General features: G+C 45.5%; 21 protein-coding genes and 1 pseudogene. 2 read left to right on the plus strand and 20 right to left on the minus strand.

The window, feature by feature from the left end:
- Window positions 1–8 precede the first annotated feature (8 nt).
- The 11 genes from EVJ20_RS08005 to EVJ20_RS08055 form a co-directional block, all read right to left on the minus strand.
- Complete coding sequence (locus tag EVJ20_RS08005; protein ID WP_131507799.1) at window positions 9–1,139, minus strand: glycosyltransferase family 4 protein; 1,131 nt, start codon at window positions 1,137–1,139, stop codon at window positions 9–11.
- A 10-nt stretch (window positions 1,140–1,149) separates the two neighbouring features.
- Entirely contained in the window at window positions 1,150–2,193 is a 1,044-nt protein-coding gene (locus tag EVJ20_RS08010) for a polysaccharide biosynthesis protein (RefSeq protein ID WP_131438962.1), read from the minus strand.
- Window positions 2,194–2,301: 108 nt separating this feature from the next.
- Complete coding sequence (locus EVJ20_RS08015) at window positions 2,302–2,943, minus strand: sugar transferase (protein WP_131507801.1); 642 nt, start codon at window positions 2,941–2,943, stop codon at window positions 2,302–2,304.
- Window positions 2,944–2,946: 3 nt separating this feature from the next.
- Window positions 2,947–4,098 (minus strand): non-hydrolyzing UDP-N-acetylglucosamine 2-epimerase, encoded by a 1,152-nt coding sequence (wecB, locus tag EVJ20_RS08020; RefSeq protein ID WP_131507803.1) that lies wholly within the window; start codon window positions 4,096–4,098, stop codon window positions 2,947–2,949.
- Window positions 4,099–4,109: 11 nt separating this feature from the next.
- Complete coding sequence (locus EVJ20_RS08025) at window positions 4,110–5,672, minus strand: oligosaccharide flippase family protein (protein ID WP_131507805.1); 1,563 nt, start codon at window positions 5,670–5,672, stop codon at window positions 4,110–4,112.
- A 19-nt stretch (window positions 5,673–5,691) separates the two neighbouring features.
- Window positions 5,692–6,741: an EpsG family protein gene (locus tag EVJ20_RS08030; RefSeq protein ID WP_131507807.1), complete on the minus strand. Its 1,050-nt coding sequence runs from the start codon at window positions 6,739–6,741 to the stop codon at window positions 5,692–5,694.
- A 15-nt stretch (window positions 6,742–6,756) separates the two neighbouring features.
- Window positions 6,757–7,683, minus strand: coding sequence for a glycosyltransferase family 2 protein (locus EVJ20_RS08035; protein WP_131507809.1), 927 nt, complete (start codon window positions 7,681–7,683; stop codon window positions 6,757–6,759).
- Window positions 7,680–8,897, minus strand: a complete 1,218-nt coding sequence (locus EVJ20_RS08040) for a glycosyltransferase (RefSeq protein WP_201740015.1) — start codon at window positions 8,895–8,897, stop codon at window positions 7,680–7,682. Before EVJ20_RS08040 ends, EVJ20_RS08035 begins: the two co-directional genes overlap by 4 nt.
- 10 nt (window positions 8,898–8,907) lie before the next feature.
- A complete protein-coding gene (locus tag EVJ20_RS08045; RefSeq protein WP_131507813.1) occupies window positions 8,908–9,603 on the minus strand; it encodes a CpsD/CapB family tyrosine-protein kinase in 696 nt (231 codons plus the stop codon).
- Complete coding sequence (locus EVJ20_RS08050; RefSeq protein ID WP_131507815.1) at window positions 9,569–10,327, minus strand: YveK family protein; 759 nt, start codon at window positions 10,325–10,327, stop codon at window positions 9,569–9,571. The genes EVJ20_RS08045 and EVJ20_RS08050 overlap by 35 nt, the downstream gene beginning before the upstream one ends.
- A gap of 207 nt (window positions 10,328–10,534) precedes the next feature.
- Window positions 10,535–10,990 carry a hypothetical protein gene (locus tag EVJ20_RS08055; protein ID WP_131507817.1) on the minus strand — a complete coding sequence of 152 codons (456 nt, stop codon included), beginning with the start codon at window positions 10,988–10,990 and terminating at the stop codon, window positions 10,535–10,537.
- Window positions 10,991–11,345: 355 nt separating this feature from the next.
- Between EVJ20_RS08055 and EVJ20_RS15290 the strand changes: the two are divergent.
- Window positions 11,346–12,288, plus strand: a pseudogene (locus tag EVJ20_RS15290) (family 1 glycosylhydrolase); the annotation flags it as partial.
- Here EVJ20_RS15290 and EVJ20_RS15395 read toward each other — a convergent pair.
- Window positions 12,264–12,350: a hypothetical protein gene (locus tag EVJ20_RS15395; RefSeq protein WP_442899276.1), complete on the minus strand. Its 87-nt coding sequence runs from the start codon at window positions 12,348–12,350 to the stop codon at window positions 12,264–12,266. The pseudogene EVJ20_RS15290 and the gene EVJ20_RS15395 overlap by 25 nt on opposite strands.
- Before the next feature lie 246 nt (window positions 12,351–12,596).
- Window positions 12,597–13,622, minus strand: a complete 1,026-nt coding sequence (locus EVJ20_RS08070) for a GTPase (protein WP_131507819.1) — start codon at window positions 13,620–13,622, stop codon at window positions 12,597–12,599.
- 358 nt (window positions 13,623–13,980) lie between these two features.
- On the opposite strand from EVJ20_RS08070, the gene EVJ20_RS08075 reads away from it, so the two are divergent.
- Complete coding sequence (locus tag EVJ20_RS08075) at window positions 13,981–15,327, plus strand: PDDEXK-like family protein (RefSeq protein ID WP_131507821.1); 1,347 nt, start codon at window positions 13,981–13,983, stop codon at window positions 15,325–15,327.
- 387 nt (window positions 15,328–15,714) lie between these two features.
- Here EVJ20_RS08075 and EVJ20_RS08080 read toward each other — a convergent pair whose 3' ends face one another.
- From EVJ20_RS08080 to EVJ20_RS08110, 7 genes are all read right to left on the minus strand, one after another.
- The gene (locus tag EVJ20_RS08080) at window positions 15,715–17,166 is read right to left on the minus strand and encodes a class 1 isoprenoid biosynthesis enzyme (protein ID WP_131507824.1); all 1,452 of its coding nucleotides are present in this window, start codon (window positions 17,164–17,166) and stop codon (window positions 15,715–15,717) included.
- 131 nt (window positions 17,167–17,297) lie between these two features.
- Complete coding sequence (locus EVJ20_RS08085; protein ID WP_131507826.1) at window positions 17,298–18,875, minus strand: phospholipase D-like domain-containing protein; 1,578 nt, start codon at window positions 18,873–18,875, stop codon at window positions 17,298–17,300.
- Window positions 18,866–22,348, minus strand: coding sequence for an AAA domain-containing protein (locus tag EVJ20_RS08090; RefSeq protein ID WP_131507828.1), 3,483 nt, complete (start codon window positions 22,346–22,348; stop codon window positions 18,866–18,868). Before EVJ20_RS08090 ends, EVJ20_RS08085 begins: the two co-directional genes overlap by 10 nt.
- Before the next feature lie 23 nt (window positions 22,349–22,371).
- Window positions 22,372–24,051, minus strand: coding sequence for an Hsp70 family protein (locus tag EVJ20_RS08095; protein WP_131507830.1), 1,680 nt, complete (start codon window positions 24,049–24,051; stop codon window positions 22,372–22,374).
- Window positions 24,044–24,853 carry a hypothetical protein gene (locus tag EVJ20_RS08100; RefSeq protein WP_131507832.1) on the minus strand — a complete coding sequence of 270 codons (810 nt, stop codon included), beginning with the start codon at window positions 24,851–24,853 and terminating at the stop codon, window positions 24,044–24,046. The genes EVJ20_RS08095 and EVJ20_RS08100 overlap by 8 nt, the downstream gene beginning before the upstream one ends.
- A 57-nt stretch (window positions 24,854–24,910) precedes the next feature.
- Complete coding sequence (locus tag EVJ20_RS08105; RefSeq protein ID WP_131507835.1) at window positions 24,911–25,435, minus strand: hypothetical protein; 525 nt, start codon at window positions 25,433–25,435, stop codon at window positions 24,911–24,913.
- A gap of 11 nt (window positions 25,436–25,446) precedes the next feature.
- A complete protein-coding gene (locus EVJ20_RS08110) occupies window positions 25,447–25,866 on the minus strand; it encodes a CFI-box-CTERM domain-containing protein (protein ID WP_131507837.1) in 420 nt (139 codons plus the stop codon).
- Between the last annotated feature and the right edge of the window lie 133 nt (window positions 25,867–25,999).

Genomic DNA, 25,999 nt, shown 5'->3' on the forward strand with positions numbered 1-25,999 from the left:
CTTTGGCGTCAAATGATGTGTGCTTGCGTGAACAGTTGGCGATACGTCGCGGCGGTCGCACGGTTCCGGCGATGCTCGACGCTTTGTTTCGAAAGGGCGCCATGCGTCGCGAGCCGTTCCGGTGCTTCAAGGTAGTTCCGGAGCGACGCCTCGAGCGACGCAGCGGTCGGCTCACATTTGAAACAGTTCTCCCCTTCCGTCAAATGCCCCGAAACGTTGTCGACTTGACGACTGACGATGACGCCCATCCCGGACGCGCACGCCTCGATAATCGTCAAGTTGCCGTTCGAATAGGTCGCCGGCAAGACTAAGATGTCCGAGTCACGATAGACGAGATGCATATTGTCCCAGGCGTCGATTTCATCCAAGAACGTCACACCTTCGAGGTCATGCTCCTTGATGTAGTCACGACACGCCTCGTACAAGTGTCCGTCCCGGTTCAGCGCGAGCGACAGGTTCGGATAGTCTCGTTTCAAAGCCCGGTACGCTTCTAGGGCGACGAGCGGTTGGTAGCGGTCGACGAGCCGGTTCGCGAACAAGATCCGGACCGGGTCACCTCGGCGCTTCACGCGGAGCGGATGGTCGAAATAGGCGTCGATATCGATCGGGTACGGGGCATTGACGACTTGTTCTTCCATGAATCCGAACTCGCGGACGAATTGGTCGCGGGCGACCTGCCCCATTCCGAAGATCAGGTCGGTGTCGCGGAACATCGCGTGGATGATCCGTGTCTTCCACTTCGCGTTCGCTTGTTCGAGCAGCTTGTCCGAGGCGTTATCCTCACCCGACACGTCGCGGATCGGCTCGCTCAAGACGACGACTTTGTTCCCTTTCCGTTTCGCGAGCTTCAAGATGAGCGAGTGCAGCGGTGTGAAGCCGGCGACGAGAATGATGTCCGGTTTGAAGCGGGCAAGTTCTTGGAACACTTGGAGTGACACATAGTTCAACGGTCCGGCGAAGTAGTTGCTTTTAAGTACTTTACAACGGTCGCCGAGCGGGACTTTCCACCAGTCGGGACGTCGGGCGGTCAATTGGTCATAAAACCAAAACTCGGTATCGAAATGTTCTTGGAGCGCGTAGCAGAACTTGACTTGATACGGGGCGGCGATGTTCGTGATGAAGACGAGTCGTTGTTTCATCAGCTTCACCTCACCCGATCCGCTTCGTCGAGCTCGGCACGTGCCAAGCTGCGAGTTCTGCTTGAATGTAGGGCAGCGTCAACAGCAGCCGTTTCACGTCTTCGACGCCGAGCTGTTCGGTGTTGTTCGAGTTGTACTCGCCTTGGACCGTCAGCTCCCTGCTGCCTTCACTGAAATATTTGTCGTAGTTGAGGTCACGGTTGTCAGCCGGGACACGGAAGAAACCGCCCATATCTTCGGCGAGGACATGTTCTTCACGTGTCATGAGCGTCTCGAACGTCTTCTCGCCATGCCGGGTACCGATGACTTTGACCGGGTTGTCGACTTGGAACAATTGTTTGAGCGCCTCGGCGAGGTCACCAATCGTCGAAGCCGGTGATTTTTGGACCATGATGTCGCCCGCGTGCGCATAATTGAAGGCGAAGACGACGAGCTCGACCGCGTCACTGAGACTCATCAAGAACCGGGTCATGAGCGGGTCGGTCACGGTGAGCGGTTCCCCGTTTTTGATCTGTTCGACGAAGAGCGGGATGACCGAGCCGCGGGACGCCATGACGTTACCGTAACGGGTACCACAGATGAGCGTCTTGTCCGGACCGACGGCGCGTGCCTTGGCGACGAACACTTTTTCCATCATCGCTTTCGAGATGCCCATCGCGTTGATCGGATAGGCCGCCTTGTCGGTCGACAGGCAGATGACTTTCGCGACACCAGCGTCGACGGCAGCGTTCAAGACGTTCTCGGTGCCGAGGATGTTCGTCTTGACGGCTTCGATCGGGAAAAATTCGCACGATGGGACTTGTTTGAGCGCCGCGGCGTGGAACACGTAATCGACACCGTACATCGCGTTCTTGACGCTATTCGAATCGCGCACGTCACCGATGTAAAATTTCAGTTTGTCATCGTTGTAGCGCTTGCGGATGTCTTCTTGTTTTTTCTCGTCGCGCGAGAAGATACGGATCTCTTTAATGTCCGTATGGAGGAACCGTTCCATGACGGCGTTGCCGAACGAGCCGGTCCCGCCGGTGATGAGCAAAGTCTTATTCGAAAACATGATCGAGTCTCCTTTCTAATCTGCATTGTCTAAGAGGTCAGGAGGTTGTGTATGAAGTCTTTTACCCGCCAAATTTGAAATGAATTGGTAATAGAAGGGAAACCTCTATCATTTTTTCGCAACATGTGTCATCTCTTTTTCTTTCAACGGGACGGTCGGCGGTTCGACCTGCCCTTCGATGATGCCTTTGCGCAGGAGGACGTTTCGGACCGTCAACAAGATACAGACGAGGTCGAGACGGTGACCCATGTGCCGGACGTAATCCCCGTCAAACTTCGCCTTCACCTCGATTGGGAGCTCATCGCGTCCTTTCACTTGCGCCCACCCGGTCAGGCCTGGTTTGACCGGGGCGACGCCTTCTGCGCGTCTCGCCTCGATCAAATCGGTCTGATTCCACAGCGCCGGCCGCGGACCAACGAGCGCCATGTCGCCTTTTAAAATGTTGACGAGTTGTGGGAGTTCGTCGAGGCTCGTCTTCCTGAGGACGCTACCGATCGGCGTGATGTGTTTCGTCGGGTCGGCGAACATGTGGGTCGGCACGTCTTTCGGCGTGTCGTCCCGCATCGTCCGGAACTTATAAATCCAAAACAACGTCTCGTCCTGACCGACGCGCTGCTGCTTGAACAGGACCGGTCCTTTCGAGTCGAGTTTGATCAAAACCGCGATCAACATGAGCAACGGCGCGAGCAAAAATAGTGCGAGCGAACTCAAGACGATGTCGAGTTTCCGCTTTTGATTCAAATAGCGCATCCCTCACACCTCCTTCTTGAGCGGACTCCCCGGAGTCTGTTTCCACACTTCACGCATCACATAATCCGTGTACGACAACAAGATGCGGAGCACTTTATCGGATACGTTCGGCATCGCGTAGTCGGAAACGAGGCGCATCGGCGTCTCCGTCTCCTCTAACACGCGGAGCGCCTGGAGGACGCGGTCGCGTTTCAAGCCGACCATCATCGCCGCCCCTTCTTCCATCGCCTCGGGCCGCTCGTGCGCTTGGCGGATGTTTAAACCCTTCAGCCCGAGGATCGAACTCTCCTCGCTGATCGTCCCGCTGTCACTGAGCACCGCTTTCGCATGAAGTTGCAAGTGGACGTAGTCGCTGAACCCGAGCGGCTTAAGCGTGCGGATATTCGGGTGCAGCGTCACCCCGGTCTCGCGAATCCGGTTGGCGGTGCGCGGGTGCGTGCTGATGATGAGCGGGAGGTCGTACGTCTCGGCGATCGCATTCAACGTGTCGACGAGGTCGAAGAAGTTCTCATCCGCGCTAATGTTCTCGTCCCGATGCGCGGAGACGACGAAGTAGCCGCCTGCAGTCAGACCGAGCCGGTCGAGCACGTCCGAGCGGTCGATTTTGTCTCGCTGGCGCGTGAGCACCTCGAACATCGGACTGCCCGTCTTGATGACGCGGTCGGACGGGAGCCCTTCTTTCAGAAGATACTCGCGGGCGATGTCGCTGTACGTCAAATTGACATCGGCGATATGGTCGACGATGCGGCGGTTCGTCTCTTCCGGCACCCGTTCGTCAAAGCAGCGGTTCCCTGCCTCCATGTGGAAGATCGGGATTTTATGTCGTTTGACGGCGATGGCGGCGAGGCAGCTGTTCGTGTCGCCGAGAATGAGCACGGCGTCCGGTCGTTCAGCCTTGAGCACCGGGTCGACCGCAATCAAGATGTTGCCGATCGTCGCCATCGGCCCGTCCGCGGAGGCGTCGAGAATGTAGTCGGGCGGGCGCAGACCGAAGTCTTCGAAAAAGATCTCGTTCAACTCGTAGTCGTAGTTTTGTCCGGTGTGGACGAGGACATGCTCGATCGCCTCCGACGCCTCGAGCTTGGCGATGACGGCCGAGAGACGGATGATTTCTGGGCGCGTGCCGACGATGGTCATCACTTTGAGTCGATTCATAACGTTCCCTCCTAAGAAGTATGGTGGATGGATAGGATGCGGATCTTCACTTGGGCAAACACTTGATGGACGAGTGCTTTCTCGCTGTCATCAAACGCGAGGAACCACATGATGATGCCATAGAGGACGACGAGCACGCCCCCTTTCAAGGCGAAGGTGAACAGGTTCGACGCCGGGAACAGCTGTTGGATGCCCCAGCCGATGACCGTATAGAGCGCGAGCGCCGGAAGAATCCTCACGTGGCATGACCGGAAAAACAGGACGATGTCGAGTTTGAGGATGCGGCTGTAGACGAAGTTCATGTAGAAGACGAGCCCGACGACATTGCCGATACAGATGGCGACAGCCGCCCCGATCGGCCCGTAAATCGGGATGAGGAGCGGAGATAACGTGATGCTGATACAGGCGACGATGAGTGCGCCATACGCCCGATACTTCACTTTGTTCTCGGCGATGAGCGTCGTGTTGCCGATGTCTTGTGTCAATGTGATGAGGCTCGGGGCGATGAGGAGGAGCGCGACGTAATACGAATCGTGAAACGCCTCGCCGACCCAGAGCCGCATGAACTCTTGCCCGAGGACGAAGAATGACAGGACGATCAATCCGACAATATAGAGCTGGATGCGGCCGATCCGGATGAACAAGACGGCGATTCCTCCCCTGTCGTCACGCGTGAGCATCCGGCTCACTTTCGGCAAGAACAAGAAACCGAGCGCCGACGCGATCGTCCAGACGTACCCTTCGATGACCATCCCGACCGAGAACAAGGCGATCGAGGCACTGCCGGCGAGCATCCCGAGCAGGCTCGGCGTGATGTTGAGGATGAAGCGCTGGGCGACGAGTGTGACCGTGCTCCATGTCATGAAGCCGAAGATGTCTTTATAAATTCCTTTGTCGCGTTCACGGAAGTTCGCGCGGACCGTCGTCTTCCGGTGGATAAAGATGTATTCAATGATGAGCACGAGCGTGCCGACGAACGCGGTGACGAGGACGAGCGCATACAGCCCGTAGCCGAGAAGGAGCGCCGTCACCATGAGGACGACGGTCGCGATCTTTTCTGTTAACTGGAGCGCGCTCGAGAACAAGAAGTACTCATGTGAGACAAGGATGCCCGTGAACGGTTTCGCCGGGAATGACATGACGATGAACAGACCGGCGACGACGTACAGGACTTTCAACTTGTCGAGTTCGGCCGCGGTCAGCCCCGCGTATACCGAGTCAAGGAAGAAATAGACGACCGCGAGGATGACGAACAAGACGAAGCCGATGACGGTGAACAGTTTATAGGCGACGCCGAGGAAGCGTGCCGCCTTATCCTCGTCCCCTTCCGCCATGTATTTGCTCATGAACCGGGATACGGCCGCGTCGAGCCCGAAGTCCATCGCGAACATGCTGATCAGCGAGATGGTGAGCATGTAGAGCCCGTAGTTCGCTTGACCGATCTCCTGGATCATCCACGGCGTATAGATCAATCCGGACAAGATGCCGAAAAAGATTTGCGTATACGACATCGCTGCCCCGTATTTGATTTTGCGCGTGCTCGCGGCCTCATCGGGCTCGACGCGTGTCGACATGTGTTTCCACCTCTCTTCCTTACTGCCAGAAGAACGTATACACCGGTGCGTCCTGCAGGAACAACAAGACTAAAAGCGTCACCGCCGCGTAATAGACGAGCAATCGTTCGCGCCGCTCGAACGTCTTGAGGATCTCCGGGATCATCAGAATCAAGAACAGCGTGAAGTATTGGACGAGCCGCATCATCGACGGGTTGATGAACGTGAGCGGCAAGAAGCATGCCGCGAGGAACAACGCGTTAAAGTAATGCGTCGCCGACGGGTTGTTCGCCAAAATCTCATCGCGCCGCCATAAGGCGACGAACAGGACGAACAGGAGCATGACGCTGAAGTTGATCGCACCCGCCCCATTCATGTAGTCATACGTGTCGTAGCCAGATAACGTCACCAACATCTCAAAGAACGGGCCCCGAAACACGAACAAGGCGGCGATGAAGCCGAGCATGCCGAGAATGTACGCTTTCGTCAGTTGCCGGTTGGCCAAGAAATAAAACGGTAAGAACACGAGCGCCGACTTATGGATCGTCATGGCGACGAGCACGAGGACGAGAAACATCAGGAGCTTGCGGGCCCGGACGAAGTGATAACCGACGAGGACGACGAGCGCCGTCGCCACCGTCTGGCGTAACCCCGTCACGGCGAAAAATTCATAAAACAGGACCGAGAAGAGTAAAAAGCTGATGAGCGGCTCGCTCGAATATTTATAGATGAAGTAACCGAGCGGCACCATGAAGATGACGGCGATCAAGACGAGATACAGTTGATAGTCCGAGATGACGAACTGGGCGAGCCGTTGGAACAAATAATAGCCCGGATCCTCGCTCTCGGTGAAGACGAGGGTAAAGAAGTCCTGCGTCAGCGCGTCGAGCGGCAGCGGCTTCGTCGCAAGGAACAGCGATCCGTATTGCGCCGTGTCGTCCCCGACCGAGATGTGACGAAATCCCGACAAGACAATCCACTGGACGGTCGCGAATGTCACGAACCAACCGCGCCTGTAAGTCGTGTCAGAACGCATGAGTAGCATCGCCCAGAGGACGAGCAGTGCTATGTTGACGAGATAGATGGTCATGAGGTCGCCTCTTTTCTAACGATAGATGAGGTTCGTGACACCCCGATAGAGCGACAGAACGTGCGAGATCAACAGTCCGTTGAACCGCAGACGCCCATGTTCGAACGGACTGAAATAGTCACGCACGTCCCGGGTCGCGAGATACGCTTCACGCACCGCCGCTGCGTCTTCTTTGAACGTATGGCGCAAGATGATCGGGATGAGCGTACCCGCGTCCGGACGGCGCTCGACGTCAAGGAGTAACTGGCTGAGATAGCGGTCCGATTCGATTTCGGCACGGTGGGCAATCTTTTTCGTCTGTTGGGCCCCGTGAATCCGGGACAGAACGAGCGGCTCATCCGTCAAATAGTAGTCAAACCCGTCAAGCGCGAACCCGATCCAACACATCCAATCTTGGATGAACCGGTCCTCCTCCGAGAAGCGCCGCGTTGCGAACGCCTCGCGTGGGATGAGGAGCGCACAACCGTTCAGGCTCGACGTCAACATCAAGTGACGGAACATATCACCCGCTTGATACAACCCGGTGAACTTGCGCTGGTAACGCCGGATCGGGGCCCCGTGTTCGTCGATGAAGCGGGTGCCGGTGACGAGGATCGTCCGCGACGGGTCGAGTCTTTCCCGCTCGAGCGTCTCGAGCTGCGCCTCAATCTTCCGCGGGGCGTACAAGTCGTCGTGGCTGAGCCAAGAGAAGAAGTCACCGCGCATCTCGTCGATCCCACGGTTGAGCGCGCTCGAGACGCCACCGTTCACTTGCTCGATGTAACGGATCCGATCGCCGTAGGTTTTAGCGATGGCGGCCGTCTTCCCTTCATCGGTCGAGCCGTCGTTGACGACGATGACTTCGATATGCGTATACGTCTGGGCCAGGGCGCTGTCGATACATTCGGCCAAATAGTTGCTCCCGTTATACACCGGGATGATGATCGAGACGAGTGGTTTCATAGAATATCCCTCACTTTCTCGTGTCGGAGCGCCGCATAGACGTCCAAGTAGTCGATGGCGCGGTCACGGAGCGCAAAGTTCGTCCGGGCATGGGTGACGCATGCGTCTTTGTACGACCGTTTTCCACGGGCAAAGATGCGCTCGATCCCGTAATTCAAATCGGTAAGTCCCCGTGTCGCGACGACGACACCCGTATCGTCGGTGACGAGTTCCGGGCTCGCGGTCGCGTCCAAGACGAGCACCGGCGTCCCGCACGCCATCGCCTCGACCGTGACGTTGCCGAACGACTCCTGTTCCGATAAATTGAGGAACACGTCGGCGAGCGCGTAGTAGCGGGCGAGCTCACGGGCGTCGTTCGTCTCGTTGACGTGGATGACGTTGGCTGGAAGCTCGGTGTCGTCAAGCCGGCCGATCAAGAGAAAGGCGTCGTTCGGACGTGCCGCCGCGAGGTCGAGGAAGGTACCGAGCCCTTTCGCCTCACTCCACGTGCTCGCGACACCGAGCAGCACCATCTTGTCGGCCAACTGAAGCCGTGCCCGGAGCTCGGTCACGTCGACCGGACGAAACACGTCGAGGTCGACCCAGTTATGAATCCGGCGCAATACGGCAGCGTGTCGGAGAAACGAAAAGCGCGCCTCAGTCGTGATCCAGTCGGATACCCCGACGACGGCGAGGCGCGGGACCGCCGTCAACCAGCGACGTTTGTCGTCGAGCATCTCACTCGTCCGGTCGAACAGCCAGCTCGGGATATCGTCCCGAAGTTGCGGGCAGTCGCCGCAACCGTGTTGCCACTTGTTGCACCCGGCCGTCGTGTAATGCGTGCATTTGCCTGTGAAGAACCAGCAGTCATGGAGCGTCAAAACGGTCGGGATGTCGCGTGTGGCCAAGTATTCGAACAACGTCCTGAGATGAACGTAGTTGGCATGCAAGTTATGGAGATGGACGATGTCCGGAGCGAAGCGCTCGATGTCACGGACCAAATTCTCCGTCGCAAATCGTGAGGCGTAGCCTTGCCGTCCGGTGATGCGGGCGTGCAGCGCGTGCAGCTTCACGTCTACGGGATCACCGATGACGTAACTCGCCTCGGTGAACGGTCCCGTCGAATGGGCGACACGTGTCTCGTGTCCGCAGTCATGATGGACAGATGCGAGTTCTTTACAGATTCGTCCAGTGCTCTTCACGTCGTTGATCGCGTTAATATGGAGAATTTTCATCGTCGCCACCTCACTCGTACGCGTAATACTTATGCCGTCTGCTCTTCCGCTTGTTCAAGACGAGGCCGAGCATATGCGTCCCGGTCCGCTCGAGCTGTTCTTTCGCTTTCACGACGAGTTGGCGCTCCGAATTCTCGCAGCCGATGACAAGGATCGTGCCGTCGGCGATTTTTGCGAGCAGACGGGCGTCCGCCACTTGCATCATCGGTGGCGCGTCGAGGATGACGATATCGTATTGCCGGCGCACCTCGTCGAGCAGTTCGACCATCTGGTCAGAAGCAATGAGCTCGGTCGGATTCGGCGGGATCGGTCCTGCGGTGAGGAGCGACAACCGCTCGACGCCCGTCTTTTGAATGGCCCGCTCGAGCAAAATCCGTCCGACGAGAATCGTCGATAGCCCGGCTTGGGACGAGAGGTTGAACGTGAACTGCGCCGTCGGTTTACGAAGGTCACAGTCGATGAGGAGGACGCGCTTTCCGAGCTGCGCATAGACGACGGCGAGGTTCGCCGCGGTCGTCGACTTCCCTTCCCCGGTCGAGGCCGATGTGACGTTGATCATCTGTAGCTTCTGACCGATCGACGTGAACTCGAGGTTCGTCCGGATCGTCCGATACTGCTCCGAGATCGGCGACTTCGGGTTGGCGAGCGTGATCAAATCACGCTGTCCGTAATCAGGAAGATTGTCGTTCTTTTTTCTCAGGAACATGAGGGGCCTCTCCTTTCCCTTTAGGGGTGTTCGTTTTTATTTTTTTCGGTTTCATGTCACGCCGTTCGATGACCGGCACCGATCCGATGACGGGAAGGTCTAGGAGCCGTTCCGCCTCTTGTTCGTTTTGGATACGTTTGTCGAACACATAGCGTAAGAGACCGATCAGCCCGCCGAAAAACAAGCCGACGAACATACCGACCCCCGTATTGACGAGGATGTTCGGCGACACCGGGTTGAGCGGCACTTCAGCCGGTGACAAGATGCGGACGTTGTCGATGTTCATCAAGTCCGGGATCTCGTCCGCGAACACTTCGCTGATGACGTTCGCCGTCTCGGCCGCCACCGCCGCGTCCGTATGGGTGATGACGACGTTGATGACTTGCGAATCTTCCTCACTCTCGACCGTGAGCACATCACTGATCGGGTCTGGCGCGTTCGGGACGCGTTCTGTCACTTCGTTCAAGATGGCCGGGCTCTTCATGATGACCCGGTACGTATTGACGAGCGAGAGCGACGAGAGCACTTCCGAGCTGTCGACGCGGTCGCCTTCTTGTTCGGTCACTAAGAGCACTTGCGTCGAGGCCTCGTACGTCGGTTGGATGAACGCCGTGCTCACATAATAAGCAGCGAGCCCGCCGAGCAGGATGAACGGGACGAGTAACCACTTGCTTTTCTTAAGTACCTCGACGAGATCACCGACGATCGTCGTTTGCTGATTCATGAATGTTTCCCTCCCTACAGACAGAATGGACGACAGAAATAAGGCATGAGCCTACCGTAATACGTTCTTTCCCTGTTCATCTTGACAATCGGAGGGAATCATTTATCATTTTTTCGCAACATCATGTCATGTTGCCGTTCCGTTTCGTTCTTTGCCTTTTTAGGAACTTGGACCTAAAAAAAGACCGCCTCTCGAGGAGACGGTCGGTCAGTTCAGTTCGCGATGCAGTTCGCGGTCGGTGATGTAGTCGGGTTCGAGCTTTAGGATGACGCGGTCGAAGGTACGTTGAAGGGCTAACATGCCAAGCAACAGGACACCGAGCGCTAGAAAGAACGACGTCCCCGGCGAGGCGGTTTCAAACCACCCAAGCAACGCGTACAAGACAAGGAGGCCAAACAGCGTCAGCCAAAACGGGAAGCGAATGAGCCGTTGATACGTCGCGTCATCGTTGAACGTACTCCGGATTGTCCCGAGTTTCCATTCACGCACGAGCAGCGGGACGACGCCGAGAAACCCGAGTCCGATGAGGAGCGGTTGTGAGATGTCGATCGTTCGCAGGAACGTGCTCGTCAGGAAGATGGAACTGGCTCCGATTATAATCGCTTTTGCTTTGCCTTGCCGTGCGTAGTCGACGAGGCGGCGGATATGTTGTTCGCGTCTCATAGGTAAGCGCTCCTTTTTACGTCGTTCATCCATTTACGAAGTGGTTCCTATTTTGGTTTCATGACGGAACGATGAGCACTATATATACACCAAATTCCATCCCTCACTCCCCATTTGTGTCCAATAAAAGAAATCTGAATATTTTTAAATGTAAGCGTCGGCATTCCTTTTTACCGCGTGCTACATTTCAAGTATCAAATAACAATTGAATGATTCCCTGCGCTGAAATGTTACCTTCAGTGGGCATAACCTGACCCGTGTCAGCTCAGTATACGTCTCGTTATGTATCCCATCTGACACGGGTCAGTTTTTTTATTTGAACAAACCAAATTCAATGTAAAGGATGGGAATGGACATGAAATACGAACAGCTCGCACGCGGCATTATCAAGCACGTCGGCGGCAAAGAGAACGTTACTAGCATCGTCCACTGTATTACCCGTTTACGATTCAAATTAAAAGATGGGAGCAAAGCCAATATCGAAGCGCTTAAAAACATGGACAGTGTCGTCACCGTCACGAAGAGTGGCTTTCAGTACCAGGTCGTCATCGGCAACCACGTCCCAGATGTCTATAAAGCAGTCGTCGAGGTCGGTGGCTTCCAAAACCAGTCACCACTTGAAGAAGAGGAAGGTCCAAAAGGTTCATTGTTCAGTCGATTCATCGATATCATCTCTAGCATCTTTACCCCTGTCCTCGGCGTCTTGGCCGCGACCGGGATGATCAAAGGGTTCAACGCCTTGTTCGTCGCCGTCGGTTGGCTCGATAATACGTCGAGCACGTATCAACTGTTGAACGCTATCGGCGACTCGCTGTTCTACTTCTTCCCGATTTCCCTCGGCTATACGGCAATCAAGAAGTTCGGCGGCAGTCCGTTCATCGGTATGGCTATCAGGTCTGCGCTCGTCTATCCGACGCTGTCGGCGCTCACGGCCGGTCAGACGTACCCCTACTCCTGCAACCCGGACGACGTGTTAGATGCGATGAACAAGGATCGAGAATCGTTCTTCTTCATCGACGTGTATTCGCGCGGTGAATACCCGGGCTATACCAAACGCTATCTCGACGAGCACGGACCCAGAGATCAATAAATCGACCGAAGGGAACATTTTCAGCTCACTCGAGAACCCGTTCCTCGAGAAGTCGGAATGGGGCTGGACAATCGACCCGATCGGCTTCCGCATCACAGCGAACTAGTTGTACGACCGCTATCAAAAGCCACTGTTCGTTGTCGAGAACGGACTCGGGGCCGTCGACGCGCCGAAAGAGAACGGCTATGTCGAAACATATCGAACAGATGCACGATACCATCTCATCCATGTGTGGATCTGGGATTCGCTTTTGATTCCGTGTTTCTCCATGATCTCTCTAGTCGTCAACTCACCGCTCAATTTGTCTTTCACCACTGCCCATTTCACTTCACTTGAATATACGTTTTTGCCCACGCAAAAACACCTCCGATGCTAGCACTTTTTTAAAGTGTACCACTGCGAAGGTGTTTTTATATTGTCTCAAAAATTTAAGTTAGCCCACTTTGGCCACGAAGCTAAGGCTGCTTCTTTTGTAAGATGAACTCTAAATTGAAAAGTTACATACGTATCTGATTATTATTTACTCTTTTCTTTATTCAAAAACATGTTGTACACAAACTTCAATTGCTCAGCTGTAAGTTCAATATTGTGCTCATGCATATATTTGACGGCATATCCCAATGCGATTGTCGCGGCACTTGCTACGCCAGCCCCAACTGCCCAACCAGCGCCAGGCACTAATTTGACCAATTGACGAAATGCTGTCTTTCCTGCATTTCCGACAATTGTCGCAATCAATAACTCTTTCGCACTCTCTTTCGACACTGGTTTATCATATAGAAGAGACAGTTTGATGATTAGACCAACTTGAATGCCTGTTAGCGGGATAATATCAGATCCAGGTATTGGAGATGCTCCAATTGCGGCTGATGCAAGCCCTGCGCTGTTGATCCAACGATTCGCCGTTGTTGATTTGTCCTTTAGCTCACGAGCCATCAAAATATCTTTTTGCTTCTCCTCTAAAATTTTTAAGAGCTCTTTTTGTAGCATCCCGATATTCTCACCTGTTCGTGATGAGATTGGAGTGACCGGATAAACATAGTTTGTCGCCTGTTGGATGTATTGAACGAGTCCACCGATATCTTCAGCTGCATCAATCTTGTTCAGGACGATGATGATGTTTTTGTTCGTCTTCTCAATCTCTTTTAAGTTCTTCAACTCATTCTCGGATAACACGGTACCAGCCGCATTCGTGAAGAACAAAATAACGTCTGATTTCTTATAATAATCTAGCGTCACTTGCGAATTCTCTTTGTTGATATCATCGAGACCTGGGGTATCAACAAATACAATTTTATCCGTGTATTGAATTTCTTTAATCTCGACCGTCTCTCCAGGTTTTGCCCCAGTCGATACAATCTCACCATCCATCAACTTGTTAATGGTAGACGATTTTCCACAGTTTACATCCCCAACAAGCGCAATCAGAATATTGCTTTCAAGTTGGTCATTCGCTTGCTTGAATTGGTCATCATAGTTTTGATCAAACTCTTGTTCAAACACTTCTTCATCTACTTCATTAAAATTGAATGTTTTGTCCATTCTAGTCCCTCCGGATTCATAGTTTTCACGATAAATTCTCGCTTACCTCAAGACGCTCCATTGTTGATGTTACAAAATAGGAAGCTAAAATACTTCTTCTTTTATAATAAAAAGTAGATGATATTCCGCCCACTACTCCAAAATCGTTCGACACCTATTCGACAAAGCAGATAAAAAACTTTTTATTAGCTTGTTATGCATCATCGATCGGAGCCAATCGCAATATCATCCGTCTCATAATATTACCTTTTAATCCTTTATCGCCCTGTAACTATTTCTAACCATGTCCAATATTTATTCATCTTCCTTAGTATTTTTGTAGTTTACTAATCTTATCAACTCTTCTTAGGAGGCTCTCATGCCATACTCACTCGACACCATCTTGCAATTAGAAAATTCGACTGACTTCAATCGTCTCCATCAACAGTTCCATCAATTCAATCCGCTCAAAGTGCTACGCGTCGATCAATACGAGATTCGCCACTCGAACGTCCTCGCCTGGCTGTTCGACCCGAACGAAAATCATCGATTAGGAAGTTTCTTCTTACGAAAAGTACTGATGAACCTCGTAACGAAACCTGATAATGAAGATAAAATCGATGGCTTTGATTACTTGTCGTTTCTTCATACGTCGCTATCTGACGTCATCGTCCATCGGGAATGGTCGACGAACGGGAATGGTGCGATCGATTTACTGATTGAAATTCCATCGTTAAATGTTATCTTGCTCATCGAAAATAAGTTTCATTCAGCTGAATCCTCAGGTCAACTTGAGCGTTATTTAACGAGCGTGACGACGCGCTATCCCAAGTGGAACGTCCTTCCCGTTTTCTTGACTCTGTCCGGTGAAGCACCGTCTCATAATGCTTACTGGATGTTGGCATATGAAGATGTCCTACAAATCATCACTCAAGAACTCGATTTGAATAAGGAAACGATTGCCGACAGTATTTATGACTTCTTGAACTTCTATGTCGCGTTGCTTGAAGAGCAGTTGGTCGAGGATGACGACACAATGCAAATCGCAATGAAGCTGTATCAGAACTACGCCTCGGCCATCCATTTGATTTGTGCGAACGCATATCAAGATATGCAACGTCAAAAACAAATCGAGCTTCGTGAGGCCGTGACCGTGCTCAAAGGCTTATCCCCGGTTCAACGTGATCATTTGACTAAAATCTATGCGAAGAAAAGCAAAACGATTGATTACATCTTTAAAATGGGTAGCAATATCTTACACCAATCGTTCTTATCGTTTGCAGATAAGCATAAGTTGCCTGAACATTTGTATCGTCCGCATGCCAAAGTCCCGAACTTTGTCTCCCCGCAATGGGCACCCTATTTGGAGCGCATGGAACAGCTCGGCAATAGCTACTGGCTCGGCTATGGATTGATCATTTGGTTCTCTCGGGAGTGGAATCAGGATTTAAAGATCCACGTCGAAGTCGGTCCTATCGATTATCCGGATCGATTGGAATTGTTAGAGGCGTTACGGGACCAGGGAGTCTCATTCCGACCATCGGGTATGCTAGAAGGTAAGAAATATACGAAAATCTATGTCGCAACTATTCCAGTCTCAGGCTGGACGGATACAGCCTGCGTAGAACGTGCGATGACTACGCTCGTCACCTCTTCTGCCTATAAAGAACTCGAGACAAAAGTGTTGGATGTATTGGGTTCACTTTATACAACAGTCGCTAATTAAAAAAATCACCTGAAGATTTGGCTACACGAATAGCCGAACCTTCAGGTGTTTTATTGTGTATTCATGCGAACATTGTAGACTCGATTACTTCACTACTTTTGTCGCTTTCTTCATCTCTTGATAGCCGCTCTGTGTCATCTTCACGGTCACGGTGACACCTGCTTTTTGGCGCAGGATTGTCAATATATAATTTTCCGAGTTTACTTTTGCGATGAACGATGGACCTAGTTCCTTAAAAATATAGGAAAACCGACATTATATTTTCTTATTCTTATTATCATAGTGCATATTATCTTTGGGTAATGCTTGATTCTTTCTTATCAACACATCGCAAAAAAAGCGTATTGAGACCCCATTCAAAATACGCCTATATAATCTTATAAAACACTATTTACTATTCATAAAATGTGTTTTAACTGTAAGTAATATGTCTTTAAAATCTGAAAACGTAGCTAAAGTATCAATTTCAACTTTGTATTTTTCAGAAATCCTTTCAAAATCTACCCCTGCATGTGCACTAATACTATTTAAAAAATCATCATTGAAATAATTACGATTAATTAAATAAAACTTAAAAAAGTCTAATCGAACTGCAAACAGCTCCATGCGTCTAAAGAACACAGGACGTTTCAATGAAGGTATCAGTGTGGTCATCTTTTCAAAACTCTGTTGAATTCCCACTAAACCATATAGTGCTTCTTCTAAATCAACGCCTTTTTTAATACGCATTGACCAAATAGTATTAATATCTTCTCGCAAATCAATTTCTATGTCATGCAAGTCGTCCATCAACTGAAAAATTGCACCCATCCCAAAAAAATGTCGAAACGCCATTTTATCTAATTCTCCCAAAGCTATGTAGCCATAAAATGCAAAAGCGTATCCACCCTTATTTAAAGAAATTTCAATAATTTCTTCTTCAGATAAATGATTATTTTGTTGATGTAAAGAATGAATTTGCCATTCATGGAGCTTTAACAAAATTTCAACTAGTTCTGGATTAGATGCTACAGGATATTTTTTATATATGATATCGATTAGGCGAAATACAGTGTTTACGTCTTCAAATTCACTTGAAATCTCTTCCCCTTTTATCTTCTTCTCCATCTGAATGAGCATTTCTTCAGTTACTCGATTTCGATCAATGAAATCATCTTGAGCCGGATGGATAGCAGAAGCGGCAAACATGACTTCACGTAAATTTTCAGGCAACAATAGTTTCCCCGTAGTAATGACACCATGAATATATAAATTGAAATAGTTAAATAGACACCGCTGTTCGCCATCTTCAACGTAGGAAACCTGATACTTATCGCTATATCGCATCAAGTCTTCGACACATTCGTAAATAATATACCAAATCGCGACAGCATAATGTTCTACTTTGGGTTTCCAAAACGAACGATGTGTCTTATCAATATAACGATTAATAATTTTGAAAATTTCTGCTGTTTTCACGCCATCTGAATGAGCAATATTTGTGAGCTGTTCGTCCAATGCTTTGATAGCTTCTTCATTTTTTTCTAATTCTGGAATAGCAAAATAATCGAATAGGCTTACGCCTTTCGTCTCCATTTTTTCAAAATATGCATTAGAAAAGGATTGCGTTACATAATCAGCTTCTTCTCCAATCGTTAAGTGCGTAGCTGTAACTTCCCCACTATCGGTATACATAGAAATCACGAATTCTGCTAATCGATCAACGGAACTGTTACTGAGATTAAAATCATTCTCTGTCATGTGTTTATCAATTTGAATTTCTTTATTTAGATGTCTGCGTAGCTTGAATTGCTCAAGCATAGCGATTTTTTTATTGAAATCGCGCTGCACCCATTTCATGTATAGTTTCTTAAACATATATTTCCTTAATCTTTTCATTAGTCACTCCTGTTATGTATTCATTCATGGCTTTATTTGTAATCGAAGCGGACGTCTTAAACTATTTTCTAAGACGCCCGCTTCGCAATCAGTTAAAAATCAAATCGTAGCTTAATCGTCTCTTGAATAAGTGTTTCATCTTGACAATATGTGCTACCTTCATTTCTAAAATATTTGTCCTCGCCACCTGAATAAGATAGGAAATTGAAGCTACCGTTAATGTAGTGAACATCATCACAGATAAGCAATTTTTCATGGGTTTGACCAAACTTTAATCCAAACAAATTTTCGTAAGGCTCAGCAAGACGAATAAGTTCTTTAGCAATTTTTTGTGTGTTCTTATCACGATAATCTTGATTTTCACTAGTGAGATCAGCAATACCACAAATGATACGAACTTTTACACCACGCTTGAGTAAATTTTCTAAATCACGCTTAAATTCGTTATTGATAATATAATTATTCATCCACGGACTAATGATATATAATGATTTTTCTGCATTCTTCAAGTAATCAAGGAATTGTTCACGAATTTTGTAGTTCATAATATACCGTATGGAAATATCTTTCGGTGCTAATTGTTCAATGTTTTCTAAAGACTGACGGTATTCTTCAATTTGAGTCAGGTGGAGAGAAGTTTCTTTACTCACTTCTTCTAAAGCCTCTAATTTCTCAATCTCCTTAACAATCTCTATATTTTGACTCACATCTACTTCGTCTATATTCTGTTGACTGATTCGCTCGACCCAAGTCTCATCATTAACAACTGTCGCCAACCGTGTACTAAGCATTTCATTGGCATAATTTTTTAATGCCGTTAAAATCCCATCGACTGAAATCTGTTCCGGTTCATCAACAAGTAAATCAGCAAAATATCCATCATCCGCTAATTCCATAATGGATTCCGTAACTTGTTGGTCGACAAAGTCTTTACCACATGGATCATGAGCAATTAACTTAAATTCATTTTCATCATTCTGAAAAACAAGTACACGGTATTCATGATAATAGATTTCTCGATCTGTTAATAATTCAAAATGTTCAATATTCACAATACTTTTTGACTTAATCTGTTCTTGTTCCACTTGATCTATTTCATCAATTTTTTCAATCGTTTGACGAGCAAGTAATTGAAAATGAAGATCTGATTCATACTTAGGAAAAACGGTCGGGGTAATAATCAACTGGTCTTTCTCTTTCGAGATTTCCTTAAATTTTTTAAACTGGTGTTCATGGGAAGTCGAGAAAAAATCTAATTTATACTTGTCTCCTAAGCCATCATAGTACCAGTCTGTCATCATTGTTTTTGGTTCGAAACGCGTTCTTTTTTCAATAAGAACTCTTCCAAGTTCAGTAAACCTATAACATATTTGATTGTCCTCAGCCTGTTCCTCTAAGTAGTCACTTTCTAGTAATGGGGCAATTGCAATATCAAATACTTCTTCATCTAATGCCAAAACAAACATAATCTTTGATTTGGTTGCAATACCGCGCTCAATGCACTTACAAATAAAATCTTCTGTCATTGTCAAATCAGTTTCATACAAATAGTTCATTTGCAGTGTCACTTTAAAAAACGGAATCCAAACACTATAGGAACCATTTAAGCGATAGTCATCCATATACTCTTCGTAACGCGCATGAATCTGTTCTATTTTCATTAACTCCATACGGTTTCACCATCTTTCATAAAATCATTCGCATGTATAACCGTATTTCGTTGTTCTGAATCGTCAATCATGCTATTGATTTTGACTACTTTTGATTTGTTATTACGAATAAAATCAACATTACCCACATAAATCGATAACTCTTGTGCTCGTGATAATGCTACGTTCATACGAGAATCCTGACGAATATGACCTACAGTTCCGTTTTTATTGTTACGTACAAGGCTATTAATGATAATATTCTTTTCTCGCCCTTGGAAGGCATCCACTGTATTGATTTCAATATCAAGCATCGGATAACGTTCAGTGTCAATAACTTCTAATAGCTTGTTCATTTGAGCCTTATACGGACTAATAACCCCTAGAGACTTTCGAACTTGTAGCTTATTATTTAACCATTCTAATATAGCAATAATCGTTTGAATTTCCCCCTCGTTGTAGAACGACGTGCTTTCTTTCTTTTCAAAAAATTGAGGCGTACTTGGCGTATCTATCCAATAAAATGCTTTTGCTAGATGAGTTTCTAGCGTATGTTTCTTGTCATGTACGTTTTCACCATCTAGCAATTTACCGTCGTAATAATATTTTGAGACGACATGAGAAATATCTGGATTCATACGGAATTGCTTATTTAAAAATGTTTTAAGTTGATCATGTGCATCCTCGTACATTAAACCAAATAAAGACTTTTTATAAACAGAGTTAATTTCAGCGGTATTTACCACATTGTCTCGCTCTAATTTCTCTAAAATATCGCGTTCTAAAGTCGGGCTAATTTGCTTATGGTCTCCAACAAGTACTATTTTTTTGCCACGAATTAATGGAATCAACAATTCCATACTTGAAGCACGTGCAGCCTCATCTAAAATAACGTAGTCAAACTCTGTATTTAAGAAATGGTTATTGGTCGTTGAGGCGATACCTAGGCACGTTGCACAGATTAAATTTGAGGTGTTAATATAAATGTCCTCAAAGCTTTGTTGATAGTATTCTAATTTTTGCTTCCATTCCTCTTGAATATCTAGCGTTGATTCATATAACTCCAACTCTTCTACATTCCTTTTATATGTAGAAATAAATGTTTTTGTCCGAGATAATTCTTGCTCAATTTCCAGTTGGTCAAATTGCATACCGTAATGAGCCATGTAAAGTTTTAGTTGGTCATTTTGCATATAATTGACTAACGACTCTTTAAATTTCGATACATACTTTTGATTTTTCTTCTTTTCTATCTCAAGTGCATCCAACATTTGCTGTAGCTCTACCAGTTCCGCTTGAACGGATGAAATTTTACTAAAGTCATCCAACTTAGTTAACAGTTGTGTATGCTGAATTACTGATGCAAATTCATCTTTAAAACTATCAATTCGACTCCATAAATCCACGAATTTTTCTTTAGTAATCGTAGAAGTATCGAAATATTTCTCCCAAATATGAAGATTTTGAGCGATTGTTTGCTCAATCACTCCTTTAATTTCAAGCGCTAAGTTACGTAAGTTTAAAGCTTTAACATTCAAATTTGAAATTTTTTCATCAAGCTTTGTTAGCTGATACTTCTTTTCGTGTAAATCTACTTTTAAGTCTTCAATCGTTAACTTGAAATTGTTTACGTCACGCATAAGATATGTTTGCATTTGCTCCGATAATCCAGGACGTTGTGATTCTAACCCTTCGATACGTGAGTATGTATACTGCATATCGTTAACAATTTGTTCCATCAGTGAAATAGAATTCGCTCGATCCTCTTTTAATTTTTTCACTTCAGAAATAATTACTTGTATTTCATTGACTAAACCTTTGTAAATACGCACATTGTACGTATCCTCATCTGATAGGTATATTTCATCCATTATGTCAGCGCTCATAATATTTTCTTTTAAAGTGTTCGTACTATGTTGTTGGATTTTATGCAACTGCTCTAATACATCAGAATGCTTTCCGATTGCTGTATGCTGAAGCTGTGCGACATGTTTCTGCTCGTCTAGTTTGTTTCGTAAGTGGTTTTCCTCATTAATTGTCTGCGCCAGCATCTCATCATAAGTGATAAGATTTTTCTTAATATTGATCATTGGTTTGATCTCTATTTGCACATAACGATGAGCCTCTAACAAAGTTGTACTGTTCTTCATCATTTCCTTTACGAGCCTGAAATGATTCGGACGTTCCTTCAATGTGGTTGTCATTTTATTCTGTAAATCTTCTACTCGATGTTCGAGTGAATATTGAATACTATCAAGCTCAAATTTTTCTTTCGGACCGATACGAATAGCGCGCACATTTTCTTTTTGACCAATACGCTGTAAAACATTATCGACTGCTAAATTAGTTTGGGACGACAATAGAATTTTTTTATTATCATTTACTAGGTATTGAATAATTTCGCTAATAACTGTTGTTTTCCCGGTACCCGGAGGACCTTGTATAAGGTAAATATCACTACAGTTTAGAGCACCTAAGACAGCTTCTTTTTGTTTGTCTTTAAACTGGTGGAATCCATCAGAAAGCAATTCAAATTTAACCTGTTCATTCACGACGGGATTTTTAATTGACGCAATTTCAGGAATAAAGTTTTTTAGCTGCTTATTTACACTTTCTCCTCTAAATAATGTTTTTAAAGCTTCACTTTCACGTCTAAGTTTAGATTTTGAACCGATATCATCGACCCATAAATAACCTGATTTCAATCGCTTATCTTCCATTAAATTTTGGATGGTCGAGGAGTTAGAATGAATAATGAGTATACGATTACCTTTATGGTATTTGCTTACGCGACCTAGATTGAAGCCTCGCAATGTCTTTAAGTGACCATTATCTAATTGATAACGTCTCTGCCACACATCTTCAGACGCAATCACAATATTCTCATCTAATTTATAATCAGAGCTACCTTCGTTTAGTTGAACCTTAATTAATTCTTTATCAAAATCAATCGTAAAACGATTGAATTGCGCAATAGATGCTATTTTTCTTTCAAACAAAGCTTCTTCTTGATACTTTTTTACGATATCGTGATTTTCCCAGTACGCAATATATTTTGCAAATGCAACACCATCATCAATTGAAAATGAATCTTCGCTATTCTTCCGTAGTTCGTCCTCAATAAATCTCATCGAAGATTCATTTTGACTATGATCATTCTTCTGTAGACGGCGCGTATCATTTGGCATAACGAACGTCCAATCTCCAGTTAAGATTTTTCCTCGTTCTAAGATAAAGTGGTATTGAAAATCTTTTACTGCCTTAATTGAAATAACTTTCAAACTATCTTTTTCGTTTGCCCCAACACAGACAAGCGCTACATGTTTAGACCAAATTTTTATGTAATTACCTTCTTCGAAATATAGGAGACCACGATTATTCGGACAAAAATCTTTCTTCAATATAGATGGGATATCAGTTAGTGGCTCGTTCATTTCATCGTAAACTGTCTTTAGATTATCTACAATCCGGGGCAATAATATAATATTTTTCATCACTAATACCTCACTTTGATTGACTAGTCTAAAAGATCAGCCATAATATCATCTAATTCATCTTTGTTCTCATATCTTATTGCCTCGATAATACGATTTTTATCTTGGCTCGCATTATGTTTTTTTAAAGAGTCTACCATCGCCATTGCCTCTTCAACTTTATCATCCTGAATAAAGTGCGATTCAACCTTATTTTTTGTAGCACGAGATGCTTCAACGCTATAGCCATATTTGTGCGTATGAGTCATTTCAACACCCGTGCTTAATATTTTGGCGCGAATTGATAAAATACCGTCTGTATTGTATTTGAAGGTAATTCGAATTGTTTCTTTGCCGGCTACACGTTCAGGAATGTTGCGCACCACAAAATCGCATACTTTTTCATTCTCACTTGCATAATTCGATTCTCCTTGATAAATTTCAAGTTCCATCGTGTTTTGTAAATTTAGAGCAGTTGAGTACTCTTCACTAAATTCCTCACCATAAGGGAAGTTTTTTGTAATTAACGGATCAAATAAATCGTTACTGACACCATCTCCATATTTTAAGCCAAGTGTAAATGGACAAACGTCACGGGTTATTCTAACGCTTTTCTTTAGCAATGACGTTCCCGATAGATTTGCTGCTTCAATACCTGCACCAATAGCTACACATTCATCAGGATTAATGTTTCCAAAGGTTGCAGGAATACCAAGTTTCGACTTGATTTGTTTCTTTATGAATGGAATTCGGCTACTACCCCCAACTAGTAATACCTTGTCAATGTGTCTAAGTGTTACACCACTCTCCCTCGCTACATTGAGGACAATTTGAATAGTCTTATCAATTTCCTTACTAATTAACGATTCAAACTCACTTCTTTTCATTTTTCTAAAATATCCGATTGTTCCACCGTTAGGTTTTTGTAGCGCGGGGATACTTATAGATGCTTCCTCTTTCTCCGTCAAATCAATTTTTAAGGTTTCAACAGCCGAAAAAATTTGAAGTGCTCCAAAGTCTAAATTTGTTTTTGGCCCATTAAATGAAAAGCCTCTCATTTGTTGTAATTCCTGATTAACAACATTGAATAACAATTTATCAATATCGCTACCACCTAACTCTCGATTACCTCCTGTAGCTAATATTTTTACCTTTTGTCCATTATAGCTACTTGTAATTTCAGCAATCGAAACATCAAATGTACCCCCGCCATAGTCATAACAAAGGACTGTCTCTTTTTGAATAGAGTTTTCAGCTGCATAAGTAAGTAAAGCTGCTGTGGGTTCATTAATAATTTTTCGTACGTTAAATCCAGCTGCCTCCCCCGCCCGAATAATTTCTTTCCTCTGAGCATCTGAAAATTGGGCAGGGACTGTGATGACAACATCGGTAATTTCTTCGTTAAAATAAAGTTGCAGGTTCCGCTTAATCTTTCGTAAAATAATAGCTGCAATTTCATACGGCAACATTAGATGACCATCAAAATTTATTCTTTTAGATTTACCGATGTATTTTTTTATCTCTTTAACTCCATCTCCTTTAGAGAAAGCTCCAAGGTTTTCTTTTGCTTCTTTTCCAACAATCAGTTTGCCGTTAAACTTACAGACGATTGAAGGTAAAATATGTTCAATGTCTTCGCTTTGAATTGTTCGAACTTTTCCGCTTTGAGCGAAAGCTACCAAAGAATTGGTCGTCCCAAAGTCAATACCTACAATTTTAGTCATCTAATCCTTCCTCCCAACGATATACAACAACTGAAGCTTTTCGATGTAATTCACCCTTCAGAGTAATACCTTTTCGCATGATTTTTTTGATTAAAAACTCTTTTGTTATATCACCTGTCTCACAAACATCTACGGTAATACACTTTTCTAACTCTAAACGATCTCCAGCCTCTAGTTTTAAATAAGAAATCTGCATAGCTTTTAAAACTTCATCGAACTGAATATTGATTTCTTCAATCTTTACTTCATGTAATGACAACTCATATGCTTCCAGCAAATCGATTATGATAGTCGCCTGTTCAATGACTTGCTTATACATCTTGGCAAAGTCATCTTGCTTTATTATCAAGGTTTCAATCATTCGAGATTTAATAATTTGATTTTTTATGCCCCACGATTTTTCATGGTTAGGGTACTTTAGCATCTCGATTTGCTCTTCTAATGATAATTCGTTCATCTGATCTACCAACTGTGCCCCTAGATACCTCCATTCGTCTGATTCATCTAACGAAGAAGTGGTGCGCTTAGCATTAAACAAAAATGCTGCCTTTGTATCTTCCGACAAACTTATATCCATGTTTATGGCTGAAATCACTTTTGTCAAATACGTATAAAATAAACGATGCTGAATCCAATCGTTTAAATGGGATAGCTCCTCTATCGTAAAAGAAGGTAATTGTTTGTTATCAATTGAGTATGCCTGCTTTACGTCTTTCATAGACGGGATCATAGGCTTTATTGACTTTTCATTAAGTTGAAGGTATCCGGGGGGCCGGTTGTCTTCCCACAAACCTTTTCTCATTTTCGCTTTCCTCCCAAGCCTCACAAATAGTTTTATTAGCCACATCATTATTCACCCTTATTCCTCTTTATTGTTGTTCAAAAATTGATGTAACGTATTCAAGAAATATTCTGATTCATTACGTTTGAAAATCTTGATTAAAAATGATGATTTCTCATATGGGGAAATATTCAATAAGGTTTGAGCACTATCCAAGACACATTGAATTTGTTTAGAAAAAAAGAGCAGTTTCTTAGCTGAAACTACTCGATTTGGAACAAATTCCTCTAGAAGTTCCTCATATCGTTTAGGATTCTCGTATAAACTTAGTATGAAATTGAATGTTTCCTTTGGATATCCTTTCGGTACAAATTTATCGGCCAATGAAGTCGATAAAAGTTCTGTTATATATCGGCTTTTTTTCACTTCCTCATTTAATAAAGCGACCTCACCTTGCCAACGTTTTGCTAACTCCGGCCAAATTTTGTCTTGTTTATGAAAAATATGTTCAAGACTGTCAACGGTTTCTTGTATACAAAGTAACTGCAAGTAGCTAAGTTCAATTTGTAGTATTTCTTTTTTAAAGTGTTTTTGTAATTTCATGAGTCACGACCTCATTTAATAAAATAAATAATACCTTTGATCATATAACGGACAGGCGCTTTTAAAACTGGATATCTTCTAATAAAGTTTGCAACTATCGGTCCAAATTTGTAATAACCCGTGATAAATTTACGACCGCCACTTGTATATCTAAGCGAACGATCGCGCCAGTCACGAAGAACTTGAATTTCGTCCTGTAAAGGCGTGCCAAATGCAGCTGTAGCTACGAAACAATCCGAATTATTCGAGCTATTCGAACTGTTCGAGTTACGAGTGCCTTGTTGATTCGTACTCGAACTACTGTTTCCTGTGCCACCTGGTATAACTTTTGGACGTCCTTGTTGATTCGTACCCGAACCACTGTTTCCCGTTCCGCCTGGAATGACTTTCGGACGTGCTTGCCCTGTACTTCCACCTATTACTTTAGACATAAAATTCTCCTTAAATATGATATTATTTTCCTTATAAAATTATAGCATCTATTACCTCTATATTCATTTCAATTTTTTGAAAGTTAAATATATACAATTTATGTTTAATTCAATTTTCGACTAAACAGTAATT

It is taken from the genome of Exiguobacterium sp. SH0S1 (assembly GCF_004337165.1).
In the GTDB taxonomy this organism is placed as follows: Bacteria; Bacillota; Bacilli; order Exiguobacteriales; family Exiguobacteriaceae; genus Exiguobacterium; species Exiguobacterium aurantiacum_A.